The organism is Williamsia muralis (assembly GCF_051487485.1).
GTDB lineage: Bacteria > Actinomycetota > Actinomycetes > Mycobacteriales > Mycobacteriaceae > Williamsia > Williamsia muralis_B.
Genome location: NZ_JAHVCV010000002.1, coordinates 552,023 through 572,315, shown reverse-complemented (window position 1 = coordinate 572,315; position 20,293 = coordinate 552,023). Strand labels below are relative to the sequence as shown.

General features: G+C 65.6%; 16 protein-coding genes. 10 read left to right on the top strand and 6 right to left on the bottom strand.

Going from position 1 to position 20,293, the window contains the following annotated elements; translation table 11 throughout:
• The first annotated feature begins 29 nt into the window (after positions 1 to 29).
• The 7 genes from KXR83_RS06165 to purH all read left to right on the top strand — a co-directional run bounded on the left by KXR83_RS06165 (position 30) and on the right by purH (position 9,882).
• Positions 30 to 860, top strand: a complete 831-nt coding sequence (locus tag KXR83_RS06165; RefSeq protein WP_437424050.1) for an HpcH/HpaI aldolase/citrate lyase family protein — start codon at positions 30 to 32, stop codon at positions 858 to 860.
• A gap of 11 nt (positions 861 to 871) precedes the next feature.
• A complete protein-coding gene (locus tag KXR83_RS06160) occupies positions 872 to 2,503 on the top strand; it encodes an AMP-binding protein (protein WP_437424049.1) in 1,632 nt (543 codons plus the stop codon).
• Positions 2,504 to 2,508: 5 nt separating this feature from the next.
• Complete coding sequence (locus tag KXR83_RS06155; RefSeq protein ID WP_437424457.1) at positions 2,509 to 4,458, top strand: acetoacetate--CoA ligase; 1,950 nt, start codon at positions 2,509 to 2,511, stop codon at positions 4,456 to 4,458.
• A gap of 128 nt (positions 4,459 to 4,586) precedes the next feature.
• Positions 4,587 to 5,879, top strand: a complete 1,293-nt coding sequence (locus KXR83_RS06150) for a DUF5336 domain-containing protein (protein ID WP_437424048.1) — start codon at positions 4,587 to 4,589, stop codon at positions 5,877 to 5,879.
• 185 nt (positions 5,880 to 6,064) lie between these two features.
• On the top strand, positions 6,065 to 7,597 hold the full coding sequence (locus KXR83_RS06145; RefSeq protein WP_437424047.1) for a cell division protein PerM: 1,533 nt from the start codon (positions 6,065 to 6,067) through the stop codon (positions 7,595 to 7,597).
• A gap of 114 nt (positions 7,598 to 7,711) precedes the next feature.
• Positions 7,712 to 8,320 (top strand): phosphoribosylglycinamide formyltransferase, encoded by a 609-nt coding sequence (purN, locus tag KXR83_RS06140; protein WP_437424046.1) that lies wholly within the window; start codon positions 7,712 to 7,714, stop codon positions 8,318 to 8,320.
• Entirely contained in the window at positions 8,317 to 9,882 is a 1,566-nt protein-coding gene (purH, locus tag KXR83_RS06135; protein ID WP_437424045.1) for a bifunctional phosphoribosylaminoimidazolecarboxamide formyltransferase/IMP cyclohydrolase, read from the top strand. Before purN ends, purH begins: the two co-directional genes overlap by 4 nt.
• 78 nt (positions 9,883 to 9,960) lie before the next feature.
• On the opposite strand, the gene KXR83_RS06130 is transcribed toward purH, so the two are convergent.
• The 3 genes from KXR83_RS06130 to KXR83_RS06120 all read right to left on the bottom strand — a co-directional run bounded on the left by KXR83_RS06130 (position 9,961) and on the right by KXR83_RS06120 (position 12,697).
• Complete coding sequence (locus KXR83_RS06130) at positions 9,961 to 10,872, bottom strand: MetQ/NlpA family ABC transporter substrate-binding protein (RefSeq protein ID WP_437424044.1); 912 nt, start codon at positions 10,870 to 10,872, stop codon at positions 9,961 to 9,963.
• 107 nt (positions 10,873 to 10,979) lie between these two features.
• A complete protein-coding gene (locus KXR83_RS06125; protein ID WP_437424043.1) occupies positions 10,980 to 11,696 on the bottom strand; it encodes a methionine ABC transporter permease in 717 nt (238 codons plus the stop codon).
• Positions 11,693 to 12,697: a methionine ABC transporter ATP-binding protein gene (locus KXR83_RS06120; protein ID WP_437424042.1), complete on the bottom strand. Its 1,005-nt coding sequence runs from the start codon at positions 12,695 to 12,697 to the stop codon at positions 11,693 to 11,695. Before KXR83_RS06120 ends, KXR83_RS06125 begins: the two co-directional genes overlap by 4 nt.
• A gap of 206 nt (positions 12,698 to 12,903) precedes the next feature.
• Between KXR83_RS06120 and KXR83_RS06115 the strand changes: the two genes are divergently transcribed.
• Positions 12,904 to 13,632, top strand: a complete 729-nt coding sequence (locus tag KXR83_RS06115) for a sulfite exporter TauE/SafE family protein (protein WP_437424041.1) — start codon at positions 12,904 to 12,906, stop codon at positions 13,630 to 13,632.
• A gap of 31 nt (positions 13,633 to 13,663) precedes the next feature.
• Here the strand turns inward: KXR83_RS06115 and KXR83_RS06110 are convergent, their stop codons facing one another.
• Complete coding sequence (locus KXR83_RS06110; protein ID WP_437424040.1) at positions 13,664 to 14,929, bottom strand: CaiB/BaiF CoA transferase family protein; 1,266 nt, start codon at positions 14,927 to 14,929, stop codon at positions 13,664 to 13,666.
• Between the two features lie 111 nt (positions 14,930 to 15,040).
• On the opposite strand from KXR83_RS06110, the gene KXR83_RS06105 reads away from it, so the two are divergent.
• Entirely contained in the window at positions 15,041 to 16,465 is a 1,425-nt protein-coding gene (locus KXR83_RS06105) for a sigma 54-interacting transcriptional regulator (RefSeq protein ID WP_437424039.1), read from the top strand.
• A 76-nt stretch (positions 16,466 to 16,541) separates the two neighbouring features.
• A complete protein-coding gene (locus KXR83_RS06100) occupies positions 16,542 to 18,545 on the top strand; it encodes a vWA domain-containing protein (RefSeq protein WP_437424038.1) in 2,004 nt (667 codons plus the stop codon).
• Between the two features lie 2 nt (positions 18,546 to 18,547).
• Here the strand turns inward: KXR83_RS06100 and KXR83_RS06095 are convergent, their stop codons facing one another.
• Together KXR83_RS06095 and KXR83_RS06090 are read right to left on the bottom strand one after the other, a co-directional pair.
• The gene (locus tag KXR83_RS06095; RefSeq protein ID WP_437424037.1) at positions 18,548 to 19,180 is read right to left on the bottom strand and encodes a DUF1707 domain-containing protein; all 633 of its coding nucleotides are present in this window, start codon (positions 19,178 to 19,180) and stop codon (positions 18,548 to 18,550) included.
• Between the two features lie 95 nt (positions 19,181 to 19,275).
• Entirely contained in the window at positions 19,276 to 20,226 is a 951-nt protein-coding gene (locus tag KXR83_RS06090; protein WP_437424036.1) for an AEC family transporter, read from the bottom strand.
• Between the last annotated feature and the right edge of the window lie 67 nt (positions 20,227 to 20,293).

Genomic DNA, 20,293 nt, shown 5'->3' with positions numbered 1-20,293 from the left:
TGGCGCACCGAGACATAGGAGGAGCACCGGTGACCAACTGGAGTCCGCCCGGACCGGCCATTCTGTTCTGCCCCGCAGATCGTCCCGAGCGCTATGCCAAAGCTGCAGAGCGCGCCGACGCGGTCATCATCGACCTCGAGGATGCGGTGCGCCCCGAGGCACGCGAGGCCGCTCGCGAAGCACTGATCAACAACCCGATCGACCCGAACATCACCATCGTGCGGATCAATGCCGCCGGCACCGGTGACCACTACCGCGACCTCAAAGCCCTCGCGCAGACGGCGTACCGGGTTGTCATGCTCTCCAAGAGTGAGACCGCCGAGGATCTGTCACAGGTCGGGTACCAGGTGATCGCCTTGATCGAGACCCCCGCCGGGGCCCTGGCCGTGGAGCAGATCGCCTCGGCGCCGAACTGCATCGGGCTGATGTGGGGAGCCGAAGACCTCGTCGCCGCCATGGGCGGGCGGTCGAGCCGGTTCAGCACCGGCGAAACCAACACCGGACGTTATCGAGACGTGGTCAGGCAGGTTCGCGGCATGGTCCGGCTGGCCTGCGCCGCCCACGGGCGCTTCGCCATCGACTCGGTCCACATCGACATCGCCGACACCGACGGTCTACACGCAGAGGCGCTCGACGCGGTGAACCTCGGCTACGAGGCCACCGCATGTATCCATCCCTCGCAGGTGGACATCATTCGAGCGGCCTACCGGCCCACTGACGACGAGATCCGTTGGGCGGAACAAATTTTGAGCGCCGACAAAGACAACACCGGCGGGGTCTTCCAGGTTGGCGGGCAGATGATCGATTCACCCCTGTTGGGACAGGCGGAGGCGATCATGCGCCGCGCCGAATCACACTAGGAGCGCAATTCATGGCAACACCTGAGCCCTCGCACGCAGAGGGGCTGCCGCAACCGCCGCTGCTCACCGTCACGATCGGGGAGTCGTTGCGACAGACCGCCGAGAGATTCGGTGACAACGAGGCCCTGGTCGACGTTCCGACGGGTCGTCGATGGACCTACCGCGAGTTCCGTGATCAGGTGCGTGCGTTGGCTGCCGGGCTGGTACGCAGTGGCCTGGCGCCGGGCGATCGAATCGGGCTGTGGGCCCCCAACTGTGCGGAATGGGTGCTGACACAGTACGCGGCGGCGGAGTCGGGTCTGATCCTCGTCAACCTGAACCCGGCCTACCGCCAGACCGAGATCGAGTTCGCGTTGCAACAGTCGGGAACGCGCACCGTGATCGCTGCACCGCGGTTCCGCGACGCCGACTACGCCGGGATGCTCGCCACCGCCATCGACAACTGCCCCGACCTCGCATCGGTGGTGCTGCTCGGTTCCGACGAATGGTCCGAATTGCTCTCGACCGCAACGCAATCAGAGTTGTCCGCACTCGACGACATCGCGTCGACGCTGACGGCCGACGACCCGATCAACATCCAGTACACCTCCGGCACAACAGGTAATCCCAAAGGTGCCACCCTGTCCCACCGGAACATCCTCAACAACGGTTATCTGGTGGGGGAGCTGTGCAATTACACCGACCAGGACCGGATCTGCATCCCTGTCCCGTTCTACCACTGTTTCGGCATGGTGATGGGGAACCTGGCGGCCAGCACCCACGGCTCGGCGATGGTGATACCGGCACCAGGATTCGACGCCGCCAAGACGCTCGAAGCTGTTGCGGGCGAACGCTGCACGAGCTTGTACGGCGTTCCGACGATGTTCATCGCCGAACTCGCGCTGGCCGATTTCGACACCAATGACCTGAGCTCCCTGCGCACCGGGATCATGGCAGGATCGCCGTGCCCGGCGGAAGTGATGCGGCAGGTGATCGACAAGATGCACATGTCGGAGGTGTCCATCTGTTACGGCATGACCGAGACGTCGCCGGTGTCGACACAAACGCGCTCCGATGACACGTTCGACCGGCGAGTGGGCACCGTCGGCCGGGTTGCACCACACCTGGAGATCAAGGTCGTCGACCCGGTCTCGGGGGACACCGTGCCCCGCGGCGACGTCGGCGAGTTCTGCACCCGTGGTTACAGCGTGATGATCGGATACTGGAACCAGCCCGACAAGACGGCCGAGGCCATCGACGGCGACGGCTGGATGCACACCGGCGATCTGGCAGTCATGGATGATGACGGCTATGTCCAAATTACGGGCCGCATCAAAGACATGGTGATCCGCGGCGGTGAGAACATCTACCCCCGCGAGATCGAGGAGTTCCTGTACACCCATCCCGACATCCTCGACGCCCAGGTCATCGGGGTGCCGGATGAGAAATACGGCGAGGAGCTGATGGCATGGGTGCAATTGCGTGACGGTGTCAGCGATTTCACCGTCGACGATCTCCGTGCGTTCGCCGACGGAAAAATCGCGCGGCACAAGATCCCCAGATACGTCCACGTGGTCGAAGCGTTTCCGATGACGGTCACGGGCAAGATCCGCAAGATCCAGATGCGGGAGAGTGCCCTGGACATCCTCGGAATCGGCCGATGAGTCGAATGGACGAGTTCGCCGGGGCGGTCGGTGCTGCCCGCGGACTGACGTTCGACGGGTACGACGAGCTGTGGCAGTGGTCGGTGGACCGGCCCGAGCAGTTCTGGCGCGAGGTGTGGGACCACTTCGGCGTGCGAGCAACCGGCGGTAGCACGCTCGGCGACGCCGACTCCGATGTACTGCGCGATCCCGAGATGCCGGGTGCACGGTGGTTCCCGGACGTCTCGCTCAACTATGTCGACCAGATCCTGTCGCACACCGACCAGGACGGCGTCGCCATCGTGGGGCTGAGCGAGGACGGCCGCCGTACCGAGATCACGTGGAGTGAGTTGCCGGAGCAGATCGCCGGTGTTGCAGCGACATTGCGTGAGATGGGCGTCGGGCGAGGCGACAGGGTGGTGGCCTACCTGCCGCATGTGCCCGAGGCCGTGATCGCGTTCCTGGCCACCGCTTCGCTCGGGGCAGTGTTCTCCGGCTGCGGCCAGGACTACGCGCCGGCCGGTGCAGCCGGCCGCTTCTCCCAATTGGATCCGGTGGTGATGATCTGGGCCGACGGTTATCACTACGGCGGCAAGTGGATCGACAAACGCGGCGACAGTGCGGAGCTGGCCGGAATGCTGCCGACGCTGACCGGGCAGCTGGTCGTGCGTACCGCCGAACCCGACCCGGAACATGCGGATTCGGCCGACGGAGCCGTCGAGTTCTCCGTCGCCGCACGCCGTCCGGCAGACCTGAAGCCCGAACCGGTACCTTTCGACCATCCGCTCTGGGTGCTGTTCAGCTCCGGCACCACCGGAAAGCCCAAAGGCATCATGCACGGCCACGGTGGTGTGGTGCTCGAACACCTCAAAGCCGTTGGGCTGCATGGTGCGATGAACCGCGACGACGTGTTCTTCTGGCAGACGGCCCTGAGCTGGATGATGTGGAACTACCAGGTCGCCGGACTGCTGGTGGGTGCCAGGATCATCTGCTACAGCGGCCACCCACTCAATCCGGATGCGGACAGGCTGTGGGGCTTGGTCGAATCGGAGAAGGTCACCTACTTCGGTACCAGTCCCGGACAGCTGCAGGCCTCACGCAAGGCCGGGCTCCATCCCGGCGCCGATCACGACCTCAGCGCGCTACGTACCATCGGCAGCACCGGGTCCACGCTCGCGGCAGATCTGTTCATCTGGGTCGATCAGCATGTGAGAGAAGGCATTCCGGTGTCCTCGATCAGCGGCGGGACCGATGTGGTGACCGCCTTCGCAGGTGGCTCGCCAGGTGTCCCGGTGGTGCCGGGCGAGCTGTCGGTGCGGTATCTCGGTGTCGAGCTGGCCAGTTGGAGTGCGCACTGCGAACCGCTGATCGGCGAGGTCGGGGAGATGGTGATCACCACCGCCATGCCGTCCATGCCCGTGGGGTTCTGGAACGACCCTGACGGGGAGCGTTACCGGAAGGCGTATTTCGATCATCAGTGGGCCGCCGGCCCTCGTCCACACGTGTGGCGACACGGCGATTGGGTCACCGTCACCGAACGCGGATCGATCATCATCCACGGTCGTAGTGACGCGACGTTGAACCGCAACGGGATCAGGATGGGCTCGGCCGAGATCTACGAGGTGGTAGAGGGCATCGACCAGATCGCCGAGGGATTCGTGGTGGGGGTCGACGGCCCCGACGGCGCGTACTGGATGCCGTTGTTCGTCACCCTCACCCCGGGTGCGTCCCTCGACGAATCACTCGTCGCGCAGGTGCGTTCGGACATCCGGCGCAGGCTGTCGCCGCGACACGTCCCCGACGAGGTGATCGTGGCACCGGGCATCCCACACACCCGGACCGGCAAGAAGCTGGAGGTACCGGTGACCGCGATCTTGGCTGGTCGCGCCGATGTCGCGGTGGACCCACGGTCGGTGGACGCACCGGAATTGCTCGATTGGTATCGACAACAGGGCCGCGAACACAGCTGGAAGTGACGTAGTCCGTTTGTTGTCGCAGTCGAAATCAACGGTTGTCGTCACCAGTGGATGTACTAGCGTAAGGCGCGACATATAAATCCGCCGAGCAGCACGCGGGACGAACACCCTCAACAGCAGGAGTGAACATGAGCTATCAACCCGGTGGGTCCGGCTACGGTTCGCAGCAGCCGTACCAGGGCTCGCAGTACCCCGGCGCGGGGCAGCACGAATCAGGACAGCCGTCGTACAACCCCGGCTATGGCCAGCAGCCCGGTGGCGAGCAGGCGCAGAATCCCGGTTACGGCCAGGGCTACGGCCAGCCCGCACAGGGTTACGGCCAGCAGCCCGCCGGTCAGCAGCCCGCCGGTCAGCAGGGATACGGACAACCGTCGCAGCCATACGGTCAGCAGGGTTACGGCCAGCAGCCGGCCCAGGGATACGCCCAGCAAGGCTATGGACAACAGGGTTACGGACAGCAGGGTTACGGCCAGTCACAGGGGCCCAAGGGTCTGCCCGCCGATCTGGCGAAGTACCTCGCCTATGCCGTCGGCGCATTGGGCCTGATCAACTTCTTCCTCGGCTTCGCGCCTGCATTCGACGCCGAAGGCTTCGACGTCGACCAGAACAATCTGTTCCTCAGACTCCCCACGGCCATCGCGCTCCTCGGGGCAGCCGGTCTCATCGCGCTCACCACGGCGCTCCTCCGGCAGAATGCCAAGCTCAGCGGAATCGTTGCGGCGCTGTCGGTCATCGGCGCGCTGGTGTTGCTGTTCCAGTTCTTCACCAAGGGTGACATCGACGCCGGAATCGGCTTCATCCTCGCGATCGTCTTCGCCGTCCTGCAGGCTGCCGTCGCCATCGCGTGGCTCCTCACCGAGGCCGGGATCATCAAGACCGCCGGTTCTGGCGCCTCGAACGCCAGCGCGGACACCGCGTCGACCAGCACAGGTCAGCATTCGAACAGCAGCCTGACCGGTGACCAGGGCACCAGCTACGGCCAGGCAGGCGACCAGAGCACCGGATACGGCCAGGCAGGCGGATACGGCGCGGCCTCCTCCTACGGCCAGAGCAGCGGAGCCACTGCTGCCGGCTCAGGTGACCAGCATTCCGGTGGTCACCAGGCTGCGCCCGGTCAGAGCAATCCTTACGCGCAGTCGGGTTACGGGCAGCAAAGCACCGACTCGGGTTCGATCGGACTGGGCAAGTCCGATTCCGGGCCTGCCGGATCGTCGGATGCCACCACGGTGGTCCCGTCGAGCCCGTCGTCGCCGTCCACGGGTCCAGGTCAGCCGAGTACGCCGTCGTCGGCTCCGGGAACCAGCAGCTTCGGCGCTCAGCCCGGTGCTTCCGCGCCGTACGAGGCCCCGTCGGCGCCGTCGGGTGATCAGCAGAACCCCTACGGCGACCAGACCATGCAGTTCAAGTCGCCGGAGCGCTGAGCAAGCACTTCGGTCCAGGTCAGGACCAGTCAGGACGAGCCGGCCACCACACGATGTGTGGTGGCCGGCTTTTTCGTATGTCCGTGACGGCTGCCACCGCACGGGCGCACGGGAGGCCGCTCGTCTTGCCGACCGCTCGGCGCGCCTGACCATCTGTTCGCCGGGCAAATGACACCCTGACAAGGGTGGCCAGCTCTACAGCGGAAAATCTCGCCGCGCGTCTGCGTGAGATGCGCCGGACCCGCCGCGCCGACGAGGTGGGCGCCGCGGATTCGGCACGGGCACTTGTTCGCCTGGCATTCGGGACCACTGCGATCACGCTCGCGATCCTGGTTGTCATCGCCGCGCTGACCCTTGTGGCGGTCGGTGACGGGCTCGGCAGTCTGCCTGCCACCGTTGCGTCCATGTGGCTGGGCATCCATCAGATCCCACTCACGATCGGTGAGGTCACCATCGGGGTCCTGCCGTTGGCCCCGACCCTGCTGATGGTGGCTGCGGTGGCACGGGCCACCACGCGGGCAACAGATGTCGACCGTCCTCACAGCGAGGTGACGGCCGTGATCCTCTCGGCCATCGGCGGGCCCCTGCTCGCCACCATCCTGTCCCTGGCGGTGGTGATGGACGCATCCACCGTGATGACCATCCAGAGCCCGGATGCGTTGCTGGCCTTCGCCTGCACGTTCGCAGTCCATGCAGTCGGCGCCGGGATCGGCGTGGGCCTCAAATGGTGGTCCACCCTGGTCGTGCGCGCCGGGGTTGCCGACTGGGTCCTCAAAGGACTTCGCTGTGGGGTCGTTGCGGTGAACGCACTCATGACGCTCGGCGCGATGGTGGTGGCAGTGCGGCTGGTGATCAACTGGTCGGTCGCCGGCGACCTGCTCGCGGCCGGGAACGGCTGGATCGGCGGTCTCGGGCTGACGTTGCTCTCCATCCTGTACCTGCCGAACATGGTGATCGGTGCGGCTGGCGCCCTGGTCGGTGCGCCGGTGGCCGTCGGCGGGGCAACCGTCGACCTGTTCGGATCACAGGGCGGTCAGGTTCCGCCACTGCCGGTACTCGCCGCGCTTCCCGATGGTGGAGCCGGGCACTGGACAGCGCTGCTGCTGATCGGGATCGCGGGCACAGCGCTCTTCGTGGGCCGGCTCTGTCTGGACGATTCGCTGCTACGCAACATCCGGATGGTGGTGGTCGCCGCCGCGACCTCATCACTCTTCCTGGTGATCGCCAGCGTGCTGGCTGGTGGCGAGTTGGGCGTTCTGGGCAGGGTCGGTGCCAACCTGCCGGTGGCCGGAGTGTTCATGTTCGGGTGGATCGCCGTGATCGGATCGGTGACGGCCCTGGTGTACAGCGCGTTGCCGAGTAGACGCCGCGCCCGGTCGACCATCATCGACGATGACTACTACGACGACGACCGTGGCGAAGACGGCCGTTCGGACACCGACGACGAGGGCGTCGAGTCGATTCCGGTGGTCGACGAAGCAGCCATCGAGTTCGTCCCTGTCGACGAACAGACCCCGCTCGACGACGACCACGACCCCGAGTTCTCGCCGGAGCCGGGCCGACCCGAGGTGATCGTGGACGGCTGGGACCCGGAGGACTGGGCCCTGGACGAGGTATGGGACGACACCGGCAGTGTGGTGGTCGACGAGCCCATCGACGCCGCCGAAGGCGAAGAACTGGTGTCGACCGACGACTTCGGTACCCGGCGCACCCGCTGAATCGGCGGCCATTAGGCTCGGTCCGAGCGACGCAGCCGCCCGCCCGAGGTCCTGTTTTCAGATGGCGGACCCGGCTACGCCCCACCGAGTTCGAGGAGAATCACCCTGGACGCCATGCCGTCAGCCACACCGGTGACCGTCGTGATCCTTGCGTCGGGCGCCGGCAGCCTGGCATCGGCCCTGCTCGACGCCGCAGAGGACGACGAGTATCCAGCCGACGTGGCGGCGGTCATCTGCGACCGCGACTGTCCTGCGGAGCAATCCGCGCGCCGGCGAGGTACGCCCACCGCGGTGGTGCCCCTGGAGGGCGACCGCACCGAATGGGACCGCCGACTCACCGACACGGTCGCGGGTTACGCCCCCGATCTGGTGGTGTCCGCCGGGTTCATGAAGATCCTGGGCACGCACTTCCTGGAACGTTTCGGCGGCCGGACGATCAATGCGCATCCGGCACTCCTGCCCTCGTTCCCGGGCGCGCATGCTGTGGCCGCCGCATTGGAGCACGGCGTCAAGGTCACCGGTTCCACAATCCACCTCGTGGACGGCGGGGTGGACACCGGCCCGATACTCGCCCAGGCGCCCGTCGCGATCAGCCCAGGCGACGACGAGATCACGTTGCACGAACGAATCAAGATGGTCGAGCGAGTGCTGCTGGTAGCGGTTGTGCGTTCGATTGCCACCAAAGGTGTTGTCATCGAAGGACGAAAGGCCCACATTCCGTGAGTAGTGACCTGCAGCGCAAACCGTTTCGACGTGCACTGGTCAGCGTGTACGACAAGACCGGGCTCGCGGAGCTCGCCGAGGGGCTGCACGCCGCCGGCGTCGAGATCGTGTCGACCGGCTCGACCGCGAAGAAGATCGCCGAGTCCGGTGTACCGGTGCTCGAGGTCTCCGAACTGACGGGCTTCCCGGAATGCCTCGAGGGCCGGGTCAAGACGTTGCATCCCCGGGTGCACGCGGGCGTCCTCGCCGACACCCGCAAACCCGACCACCTCGACCAGCTCAAGGAACTCGGCATCGAGGCCTTCGAGCTGGTGGTGGTGAACCTGTACCCGTTCACCGAGACGGTGGCATCGGGCGCGAGTCCGGACGAATGCGTCGAGCAGATCGACATCGGCGGTCCGTCGATGGTGCGCGGTGCCGCGAAGAATCACCCATCGGTGGCGGTGGTGGTGGATCCGGGGGACTACGCGACGGTCCTGACCGCGGTCGCTGACGGTGGCTTCACGTTGACCGAACGGCAAGCGCTCGCGGCGAAGGCATTTCGACACACCGCCGACTACGACGTGGCTGTGGCCTCGTGGATGAGTTCGGTTGTGGCGCCCGAACCCGAAGGCTCGTTGCCGACGTGGATCGGTAAGAGCTGGGAACGGTCGTCGGTGTTGCGGTATGGCGAGAACCCGCACCAGTCCGCGGCGCTGTTCGTCGGTGGCTCCGAAGCCCCCGGTTTGGCCCAGGCCGAACAGTTGCACGGCAAAGAGATGAGTTACAACAACTACACCGACGCCGACGCAGCGTGGCGGGCCGCGTACGACTTCGGTGAACCTGCCGTCGCGATCATCAAGCACGCCAACCCCTGTGGCATCGCGGTCGACGACGACATCGCAGCTGCGCATCGCAAGGCGCATGCCTGTGACCCGGTGAGTGCATACGGCGGTGTGATCGCCGCCAACCGCCCGGTGAGTATGGAGATGGCCGAGCAGGTCGCCGAGATCTTCACCGAGGTGGTGGTGGCGCCCGGTTTCGAGGACGGCGCACTCTCGGTGCTGACCCGCAAGAAGAACGTACGTGTGCTTCTCGCGCAGCCCCCGCAACGCGCGGGCCTGGAACTGCGTCCCGTGTCGGGCGGGCTGCTCGTGCAACAGCGCGACATCCTCGACGCGACTGGCGATTCGCCCGAGAACTGGCAGCTGGTGGCCGGTGACCCGGCTGATGACTCGACCCTCGCCGATCTGGTGTTCGCCTGGCGCGCATGCCGCGCCGTCAAGTCGAATGCGATCCTGCTGGCCAGTGATCAGGCGTCGGTCGGCGTCGGGATGGGCCAGGTGAACCGGGTGGATTCGGCCCACTTGGCAGTCAAGCGAGCCGGCGAACGAGCAATGAACAGCGTGGGGGCGTCCGACGCCTTCTTCCCCTTCCCGGACGGTCTCCAGGTGTTGATCGACGGGGGAGTCAAAGCCGTTGTGCAGCCGGGTGGTTCGATCCGCGACAACGAGGTCATCAGTGCCGCACACGATGCCGGCATCACGCTGTACCTGACAGGTGCACGTCACTTCGCCCACTGACAAACTGACAAACGACGCGGCGCCCTCGTGGCGGTGCTCCCAGGACGGGACCGCCACGAGGACACCGCATCGGCGTGATCAGATGGGCAGCAGGATGTTCTTCACCTGAGGATCGGTGGCCAGGTACTCCTGTACCGCAGGGTCTTTGAACACCTGCACCAGCTTCTTGATGTTCTCGGTGTCCTTCCACTTGGTGCCGATGGTCAGCTGCCCGGCGAACTCGTCGGGTGCCGGCGGCGCGAAGATCTGCTTCTTGATGTCGATGTCGGCGGCGAGGTAGTACTCGGTGTAGCCGACGGCGGCATCGATGTCGGGCAGTGCGCGCGACTGCGCCGCGAAGTCGAGCAGTGTGAACTGCAGGTTCTTCGGGTTGGAGACGATGTCCTTCTGGGTGGCCTTCCACTTGTCGGCTGCCGGGTTCAGCTCGATCAGGCCAGCACGCTCGAGCAGCCACAGGCCCTGCGCCTCATTGGCAGGATCGGAGTACAGCGAGACGGTGGCGCCGTTGGGCAGCTGCGCGGGGTCGGTGTACTTGTCCGACCAGATGCCGAATCCCCAACGGAAGACCGGGGTTGCGGCTTCTTCCTTGAAGTCGGGGTTGGCTTCGAGTACCTGGCCCAGCCACAGCTTGTGCTGGTAGATGGTTCCGGCGACCTCGCCGTCGCTCACCGCTCGGTTGATGGTGGTGCTGTCGGCCAGCCCTTTGAACTTGATCTTGAGGTCGTACTTCGGGGCGACCTCCTCGGCGATGAAGTCGACGAGCGCCTCTTCGGCGGCATTGCCTTCGGCCGTGGCGATCTCGAGTGTTGCACCGGCGGTTTCGTTGGGTGACTTCGAATCCGACCCGCCCCAGAACCGCCACCCGACGAACGCGAGTACCACCGCGACGACAACACCGATCGCGATGTACAGCGGAAGTCGCCTGCGAGACTTGATGTCGAAGCCGCCGGGGTCACCGCTTCCGGTGGGGCGCTCAGTTGTGGACGTCATGGTTATCTCCTCATCGGTGCGAAACAGGGGGTGTGCAGATGAAAACGGCACGGCGGTGCGCGCGGTGGGTGTTGTGTTCCCGCGTCCGGTGGTCGAGCGGGTACGGGTCAGGCGTGTGACCGGGCGCGGATGGTCTGTCCTGGCGTCAGGTGGCGGACCAGCGCGTCGCCGACGATCTGGATGAGTGCCACTGTGATCACCAGCGTCACGATGGTCGCGATCATCACGCCGTGGTCAAATCGCTGATAGCCGTAGGTGACGGCGATGTAGCCAAGACCGCCTGCGCCGATCGTTCCCGCGATGGCCGAGTATTCGATCATCGCGATGGTGTTGATGGTGAGACCACCGACGATGTTCGGAAGTGCTTCGGGTACTTGCGTCTTCCAGATCACCTGACTGTTGGATGCGCCCGACGCGCGGGCCACATCGATCACCGCCGGCGGCACCGACCGCAGCGAGTTCTCCACGATTCGGGTGAAAAAGGCGATGCCCGCCAACGACATCGGGACAACGGCTGCGGGGATCCCGATGTTGGTGCCGGTGATCAGTCGGGTGAGCGGGATGATCGACGTCATCAGCACGAGGAACGGCAACGAGCGGCCGATGCTGATGACCCACGACAGCGGTGAGTGGAAGACCTTGTTCTCGAAGAGGCCGCCGGGCGCCAGATTGTGGATCGTCGCGCCCAGCGGCACACCCACGAGCAGCACGATCACCATCACGATCGACACCATCGTTAGCGTGTCGACAAACGCCGGGATCAGCAGATCTGGGATCTCGTCGGTGGGTACGGTGATCGCTGCGAGGTGTGTGGTGTCGCTCATGCCGCTACCTCGACCACGGCCTTGGCGGGCAGGCTCGTCGAGAGACCATGGCGGGCTGCGCTTTCCAGGAATGCTCCGGCGAGCTCGTTCGGAACCGACACCGTGATCTCGCCGACGGACACACCGTCGACCACCTGTACGGCCGCCCCGAGGATCGAGATCGGCACGGACAGCTCGAATCCGATGCGGCTGATCCAGTCGGCAGGCACCGATGCCGAGTTGTAGGTGAGTTCGAACGAGCGTTGGCCCGGCTCGGGATCGGCAGAGGTCCCCCGAGGACGGAGCGATCGCCCGAGGACGGAGGTGGAGTCGGTGAGAAGGTCCACCAGCGAACCTTTTTCGACGATCCGGCCCGCATCCAGGCGGCCGACGCTGTCGGCGACCTTCACGATGGTGTCCATCTCGTGGGTGATGAACACCACCGCCAGGTTGAGTTCTTCGCGCACCTCGCGCAGCAGTTCGAGGAAGGAGTCGGTTGTCTGCGGATCCAGGCCCGACGTCGCCTCGTCGGACAGCAGCACCGAGGGTCGCAGGGCCAGGGCACGGGCGATGCCCACACGCTGTCGCTGCCCTCCGGACAACTGGTGGGGGTACAGGTCCGCGCGGTCGGTGAGGCCGACCCTGTCGAGGAGCTCGGCCACGCGGTCGCGTGTCTGCCCCTTGGTGACGCCGAGGAATTCCAATGGCAGCGCCACGTTTTCGGCTGCCGTCCGCCGCGAGAGCAGGCTGGACGACTGGAAGACGGTGCCGATGCGCCGGCGGGCATCACGCAGGGCCCGGGTGCTCAACTCGGTCAGGTTCTGGTTGTTCACGACAACCTTGCCCGACGTGGGCCGTTCGAGCAGGTTGAGGCAGTGCGCGAGGGTGCTCTTGCCGGCGCCGCTCGGTCCGACGATGGCAAAGATCTCGCCGGGGTCGACGGTGAAGCTGACGTCGTCGAGTACGGTCGCGGCCGTCGGCCCGGTGCCGTAGATCTTCCCGAGCTTTTCTACTTCGATCACGAGGTGGTTCTTTCCAGGAGACAGGGACGGGCGTCCCCGGAGCACAGTGGATGCGCCGGGGGCGTCGGGTATGACGGAAATGGTGCGCAAGGGTGCGTGTTTGGCACAGCTTTGCGATCATCGTGACTCCAAGTGGACTGCGGACAGCCCGATGTGCCGGGGTGCTGGCTGGTACTCGCTCGGGCAAGGCGGAGTAGATTGCCGCTGTGGCAGAACTGGCATTCCTGATCGCCGCCGGTTTCCTGTCCGGTGTGGTGGGTTACGTGACGGGAATCGCCTCACTCGTCAGCTATCCCGCATTGCTGATCGCCGGACTGCCCCCGCTGACCGCGAACATGACCAACACGGTCGCGTTGATCCCCGTCGGGGTCGGAAGCACCGCTCAGGCGCGGAACTCGTTGACCTTCGACAGGCGTCTTGGCCTCTGGTGTGTAGCCGCGGCGGTCGGGGGAGTGCTGGGATCGGTTCTGCTCCTGTTGACCCCGGCGGGGGCTTTCGAGGCGATCGTGCCGTACCTGGTGGCCACCGCCGCCCTGGCAGTACTCGGCCAGCCACTGATCCGGCGGATCGCCGGCCATCGCGACGCGCCCCGGGTTTTCGTGGCGGGCATCGTGGTGATCGGCGTCTACGGAGGCTACTTCGGGGCAGGCGCGGGCATCATCTTCACCGCACTTGCCCTCATCCTCACCGCGCAGCCCCTCGGCCAGGCGACGTTGATCAAGTCGGTGTTGTTGTGTGCATCGAATGCTGTTGCCGCATTGGGCTTCGCCATCTTCGGCGACGTGGACTGGTCATCGGCAGCGGCGATGGGGATCGGTTGTCTCGCCGGCGGTTGGATCGGGCCGCCCGTCGTGAACCGGCTGCCCGTCGCGGTGCTCCGGGTTGCCATCGCGCTGGCGGGTTTCGGTCTGGCCGCCTGGCTCGGACTGCGTTGACGAGCGCCGAACTCGGCGCTTGAGTGGCGACTCAGACAACGCCTTCGTCGTGCAGGGCTGCCACTGCGTCCGGGCTCAAACCCAGTAGGGCGCCGAGGACTTCGCTGTTGTGGTAGCCGGGAACGGGAGCGCCGGCGTTACGGATACTGCCAGGGGTACCCGTCAGGTGCGGCACGATACCGGGACCCAGCACGGTGTCGTTGATGCGCTCATCGAAGTGCTCGGCGATCATGCCCCTGGCGATGAGTTGTGGATCACGGATCACCTCGGCAACCGTATTGATCGGCCCCACAACCACTCCCGCGGCGGTGAGGAGTTGGATCAGCGCGTCGCGCGGCTGCTCGGCAGTCCACTGGGCGATCAGCTCGTCGAGCTCGTCCTGGTTCTCGCCACGCGCACCGTGTGTGGCGAAACGGGGGTCGGTGCTGAGTTCGGGCCGGCCCATCGCCGTGCACAGCCGGGCGAACACGGTGTCCTGGTTCGCGCCGATGACAACAAGCGAGCCGTCTCCGGTGGGGTAGATGTTCGACGGCGCGATGCCGGCCAGCCGGGTGCCCGAGGGCCCACGGACCACGCCACCCTGGTCGTAATCGGGGATCGTCGATTCCTGGATCGCCAGGCATGCCTCGTTCAGAGCCGTGTCGACGATCTGGCCCTCCCCGGTGACGGTGCGGCGGTACAGCGCCGCGAGAGCCCCGTGCACCGCGAACATCCCTGCCAGGGTGTCACCCAGCGACAGCGCGATCCGTGGCGGAGGCTGATCGGGATATCCGTTGAGATGGCGGAGGCCGCTCACCGCTTCGGCCACGGACGCGTACCCGGCCCGTCCGGAGTCCGGTCCGGTCTGCCCGTAACCCGACACCCGCACGAGGATGATGCCGCGGTTGCGCTCGCGGAGGACGTCATAGCCGAGGTCGAGCTTCTCCAGGGTGCCCGGACGGAAGTTCTCCACGATGATGTCGGACTGGTCGACCAGTTCGAGGAACAATTCGCGTCCGCGCTCGCTGCGGAGGTCGAGGGTGATCGCACGTTTGTTGCGCGCGTACACCGTCCACAGGAACCGGTGCCCATCGCGTTCGGCCTGACCCCACCCGCGCAGCGGATCGGGCAACCCGGGTGCCTCGATCTTGATGACGTCGGCGCCGAGGTCACCCATCAGGCGGGCACCGAACGGCCCCGCGATGAGGGAACCGAGTTCGAGCACCCGGACGCCGTCCAGAGCGCCCGCCGGCGGCGTACCACCGCTGGGGGAAGTGCTCGACTCTTCGGCCGATTCCGACGGTGTGGGTGGCGTCATCGGTCAAGTGTCGCCAATGGCACGAACCCGCACCCAATGGGGTACGCCGGAGCTGCCCCCGTGTTCCTCTGCGGGCGTAAACAAGTGCACTCCGGCGACGAGGCTCGTAGCGTGGACACGGTGAGCACACCCCACACCACGAACACCCGCTCTGCCCACCCCTCTCCACGGACCCTGGGGGAGTTGCGTGCCTCCGGTCACGTACAGCGCAGCGTCAAAGACGAGATACGCAACAACCTGCTGTCCGCACTCCGGTCGGGCACCGACCCCTGGCCCGGGATCCTCGGGTTCGAGACCACCGTCCTGCCCCAGCTCGAGCGTGCGCTGATCGCCGGCCACGACGTGGTGATGCTCGGTGAACGCGGTCAGGGCAAGACGCGTCTGCTGCGCACGATCGTCGGCCTGCTCGACGAGTGGACCCCGGTCATCGACGGCTCTGAGCTCGCCGAGCATCCGTACGAGCCCATCACTCCCGGTTCCATCCGCAAGGCCGCGAACCTGCAGGAAGACCTGCCCATCGGGTGGCTCCACCGCAGCGAGCGCTACAGCGAGAAGCTCGCCACCCCTGACACCTCGGTGGGCGATCTCGTCGGCGACGTCGATCCGATGAAGGTCGCCGAGGGCCGCAGTCTCGGTGATCCCGAGACCATCCACTTCGGGTTGATCCCGCGCGCACACCGCGGCATCGTGGCGATCAACGAGCTGCCCGACCTCGCCGAGCGCATCCAGGTCGCCATGCTCAACGTGATGGAAGAACGCGACATCCAGGTCCGCGGGTACAGCCTCCGACTGCCGCTGGATGTGGTGCTGATGGCCAGTGCCAACCCCGAGGACTACACCAACCGTGGCCGCATCATCACGCCACTCAAGGACCGTTTCGGCGCCGAGATCCGCACCCATTATCCGATCGAGTTGGTCGACGAGATCGCGGTGATCGAGCAGGAAGCCGACCTCACCGCGTCGGTACCCACCTTCATCGTCGAGATCATCGCTCGCTTCACGCGGTACGTGCGCGACCACCCGTCCATCGATCAGCGCTCCGGCGTCTCCGCGCGGTTCGCCATCGCGGGCGCTGAAACGGTTGCCGCCGCAGCTCTGCATCGCGCCACCATCCTGGGCGAGGATCTCGCGGTCGCGCGCGTCGTGGACCTGTCCTCGGTGATCGAGGTACTCCGTGGCAAGGTCGAGTTCGAGTCGGGTGAAGAGGGCCGAGAGATCGAAATCCTCGAACACCTGCTTCGTAAGTCGACGGCCGACACCGTGCGTGCACATCTCGGTGGTGTCGACCTGGCCACGCTGGTCACCGCGCTGGAAGCCAGCGACCCGATCATCACCGGTGATCGGGTGTCGGCGAAGGAACTGCTGACCTCGATGCCCGAGGGCACCGACCCCGTCGTGACAAAGATCGCCGAGCGCCTCGAGGCGACGGACGACGGTGAACGGGCGAGCGCCCTGGAGCTCGCATTGGAGGGATTGTTTCTGGCCCGCCGGATCGGCAAGGAAGCCGACGAGGCAGGCCGGACCGTGTACGGCTAGGTCGACATCGGGTTCCGCGGCCGGTCCGCGGAACCGGTGTCGGTCGGTTATTCAGACATATTGGACGGGAAAAAGCATGGCCCGCAATAATTTCCATCGCGCTCGGTATCTCCGCTACTCCGGAGGGCCGGACCCCCTGGCGCCGCCGGTGGACCTGCGTGAGGCACTGGACGCCATCGGCGACGATGTGATGGCCGGTGGGTCACCGCAGTCTGCGATGCGCGAGTTCCTACGGCGCGGCAGTTCGGACATGCGGGGCCTGGACGAGCTCCGCGAGATGGTGAACAAGCGTCGCGAAGAACTGCTCAAATCGCGCAACCTCAACGGCACCTTCGAAGAAATCCGTGAGCTGCTCGACTCGGCGGTCCTCGAGGAGCGCAAGCAGCTCGCCCGCGACCTCGACGACGAGGCCCGGTTCGCCGAGATGCAGATCGAGAACCTACCTCCGTCCACCGCCCAGGCGGTGCAGGACCTGGCCAACTACGACTGGCGAAGTCCGGCGGCGAAAGAGAACTACGAGAAGATCAAGGACCTCCTCGGTCGGGAACTCCTCGATCAGCGATTCTCCGGCATGAAGGAGGCGCTCGAGGGCGCCACCGAAGAGGACCGGCAACGTATCGCTGACATGCTCAAGGACCTGAACAAGCTCCTCGCTGCGCACAACAACGGCGAGGACACCACCGAACAGTTCGGTGAGTTCATGGACAAGCACGGCGAGTTCTTCCCCGAGAACCCCCGCAACACAGACGAGTTGATCGACTCGCTGGCAGCTCGCAGTGCTGCGGCCCAGCAGTTCTACAACTCGCTGTCGGAGGAACAGCGCGCCGAACTCGATCAGCTGGCGCAGCAGGCTTTCGGTTCACCCGACCTGATGGACCAACTCTCGCAGATGGATTCGCAATTGCGTGCCGCCCGGCCCGGCATGGGCTGGGACGAAGGTCAGAGCTTCGAGGGCCAGCAAGGCATGGGAATGGGCGAGGGTGCAGGCGCGCTTCAGGACCTCGCCGAGCTCGAGTCATTGTCGGAGCAACTGGCGCAACAGTATTCGGGCGCCCACCTCGACGATGTGGACCTCGACGCACTGGCCCGTCAACTCGGCGACGATGCTGCTGTCGACGCCCGGACACTTGCCGAACTCGAGAAGGCACTCAAAGAACAGGGTCTCCTCGAACGCGGCAACGACGGTCAACTCCGGCTGTCTCCCAAGGCCATGCGTCAGCTGGGTCAGTCGATCTTCCGGGATGTCGCCGAACAGCTGTCGGGTCGAGGTGGCGACCGCCAGACCCGGCGTTCGGGATTGGCGGGCGAACCCACCGGTTCAAGCCGGGAATGGGAGTTCGGTGACACCGAACCCTGGGATGTCACCCGTACGGTGTCGAACGCGGTGTTGCGCACCATGTCCGAGGATCGCGACAAGCTGCACGCAGGCAACGCGATGCTCCGGGACGGCGTTCGGATCGACGTCCGTGACGTGGAGGTCGGTGAGACAGAGGCCCGCAGTCAGGCCGCGGTCGCCCTGTTGGTCGACACCTCGTTCTCGATGTGGCTGGAGAACAGGTGGACTCCGATGAAGCGCACAGCGATGGCGCTCAACCATTTGATCTCCACACGCTTCCGCAGTGATGAACTGCAGCTGATCTCCTTCGGCCACTACGCCAAGACGCTGGAGATGTCCGAACTTATCGGGCTCGACGGGATGCGGCAGCAGGGGACCAACCTGCACCACGCATTACTCCTGGCACAGCGGCATTTTCGTCGCCACCCCAACGCGCAGCCGGTGGTGCTGATCGTCACCGACGGCGAGCCGACAGCACATCTGCTGCCCGGCGGCGAACCGTTCTTCTACTACCCGCCGCACCCGGCGACGTTGTCGGCGACGGTGCGCGAATTGGACAACGTCGCGAGGATGGGTGCCCAGGTGAGTTTTTTCCGGCTCGGTGACGACCCCGGACTGGTGCATTTTGTGGACCAGATGGCACGACGGGCATCGGGTCGGGTGGTGGCACCGGATCTCGATGGCCTAGGAGCCGCCGTGGTCGGCGACTATCTGGGCACCAAACGGCGTCGCGGACGTCGCTGACGTCAGGTCGCGTCGTGTGGACGGCGCCGCACCACTTCCACCCCGCCCATGATGGCCAGGCCGTTGACGGTGATGATGGGGGCTCCCGGAATGCCTTTGCCCTCGGCGTTGCGACTGCTTCCGAACCCGCCCATGATGCCCATCCCGGTGATCCGGACGGTCGCGTCGTGCGGAACCACGATCTCGATCCCGCCCATGATGGTGTTGGCGCGGATGGTCAGGTGGTCGGCCGTGAACTCGGCGTCGCGCAGGTCGATCTCGACACCGCCCATCAGGGCGAACGCGTTGAGATGTTCTCCGACCGCGACCGGACCCTTGAGTTCTGAACCGCTCATGATGGCGATGCGGCTGGTGATCACCTCCACACCTGCCGACGGGGTGGTGACCCGCCGGCTGGTCGCGACCCCAGCGGTGGTCAGCTGGTTGACCGGCAGATCGTCGGTGAGTTCGTCGAGCTCTCCGAATGTCTTGGCGGCAACCGCCTTGGCGGCACGCTCTTCGTACTCGACGGGACTGAGATGACCGGAACTCATTGCAGATGACAAAATGTCATGAACGAAGTTTCGGTCGGCGTCGCTGGCCCGGAGGCGGCTGCGGCCTTCGCGCTCATCATCATTCGGTACCAGATCACTCACCGCTACGAGGTTAGTCCCACCGGTGGCTGTGGCCAACCGCCACAGGATGGTTCGTCGTGCGAAGGGTTCGTCCGATGCCCGTGACCATGACCGGTTCAGGCGAGCAGAAGCGCGATGAGCATGATCGCCGGGATCGAGAGGAGGGTGGTCACCAGCGCGGAATCGCGCGCGAGCACCACGCCCCGTTGGTAGCGGTTCGCGTACACCAGAACGTTTTGTGCGGTGGGCAATGCGGCGATCACCACCAGCGCGAAGAGTTCGTGCCCGGTGGCGTGGAAGGCGTAGCGGGCGACCAGGTACACCAGCACCGGCTGCACCACCATCTTCAGCACCGATGCCAGCGCGACGTCGCGGCGTGGGCTCTCGCCCTTCTGCAACACCGAGACTCCGGTCAGTGAGAGACCGAACACCAGCAGTGCGCCGGGAACCGAGGCGTCCCCGAGCATGTCGAACGGTTCCATCACCGCCGCGGGCAGTGTCACTCCGATCAGCGACACGACGAGACCGGCCGCACCGCCGAGCACGATGGGGTTCGTGAACGGGGTGACCACGGTGTCGCGCAGTGAGATTCGGCGACGTGAGCCTGATTCGTCGGAGTCGCGCAACGCGGTCAGGTCGAGTGTGGTCAAGGCCAGCGGCGAGTACACCATGATCTGGAAGAGCAGCAGCGGCGCCACAAACGATGCGTCGTCGAGCACGAAGATGGCGATCGGTATCCCGAGATTCGCGCTGTTGACGTAGGAAGCAGACAACGCGCCGATCACGGCTTCGGGAATCGCGCGACGCAGAAGCAGTCGCGCGAGGGCGAAGTAGATGGCGCCCACCACAAATGCGCTGCCACCGGCGACCACAAGAGTGGTGGAGAACACGTCGGCGAGGTCGGCCTTCGCGAGCGACGAGAACAGCAGTGCCGGCGTGCAGACGAAGAACACCAAGCGCGACAACACCATCACCGCGCCCGGGCCGAGTGCCTCGGTACGGCCGAGGACATATCCGACGGCGACCACGATGAAGATCACCGTGAACCCTTGGATGACGCCGGACATTCGGGCAGTCTATGGACCCCGAAGATGTGCCCTTTTGGTGGGGGTCACCAGGGTTTTGCGTCGCCAA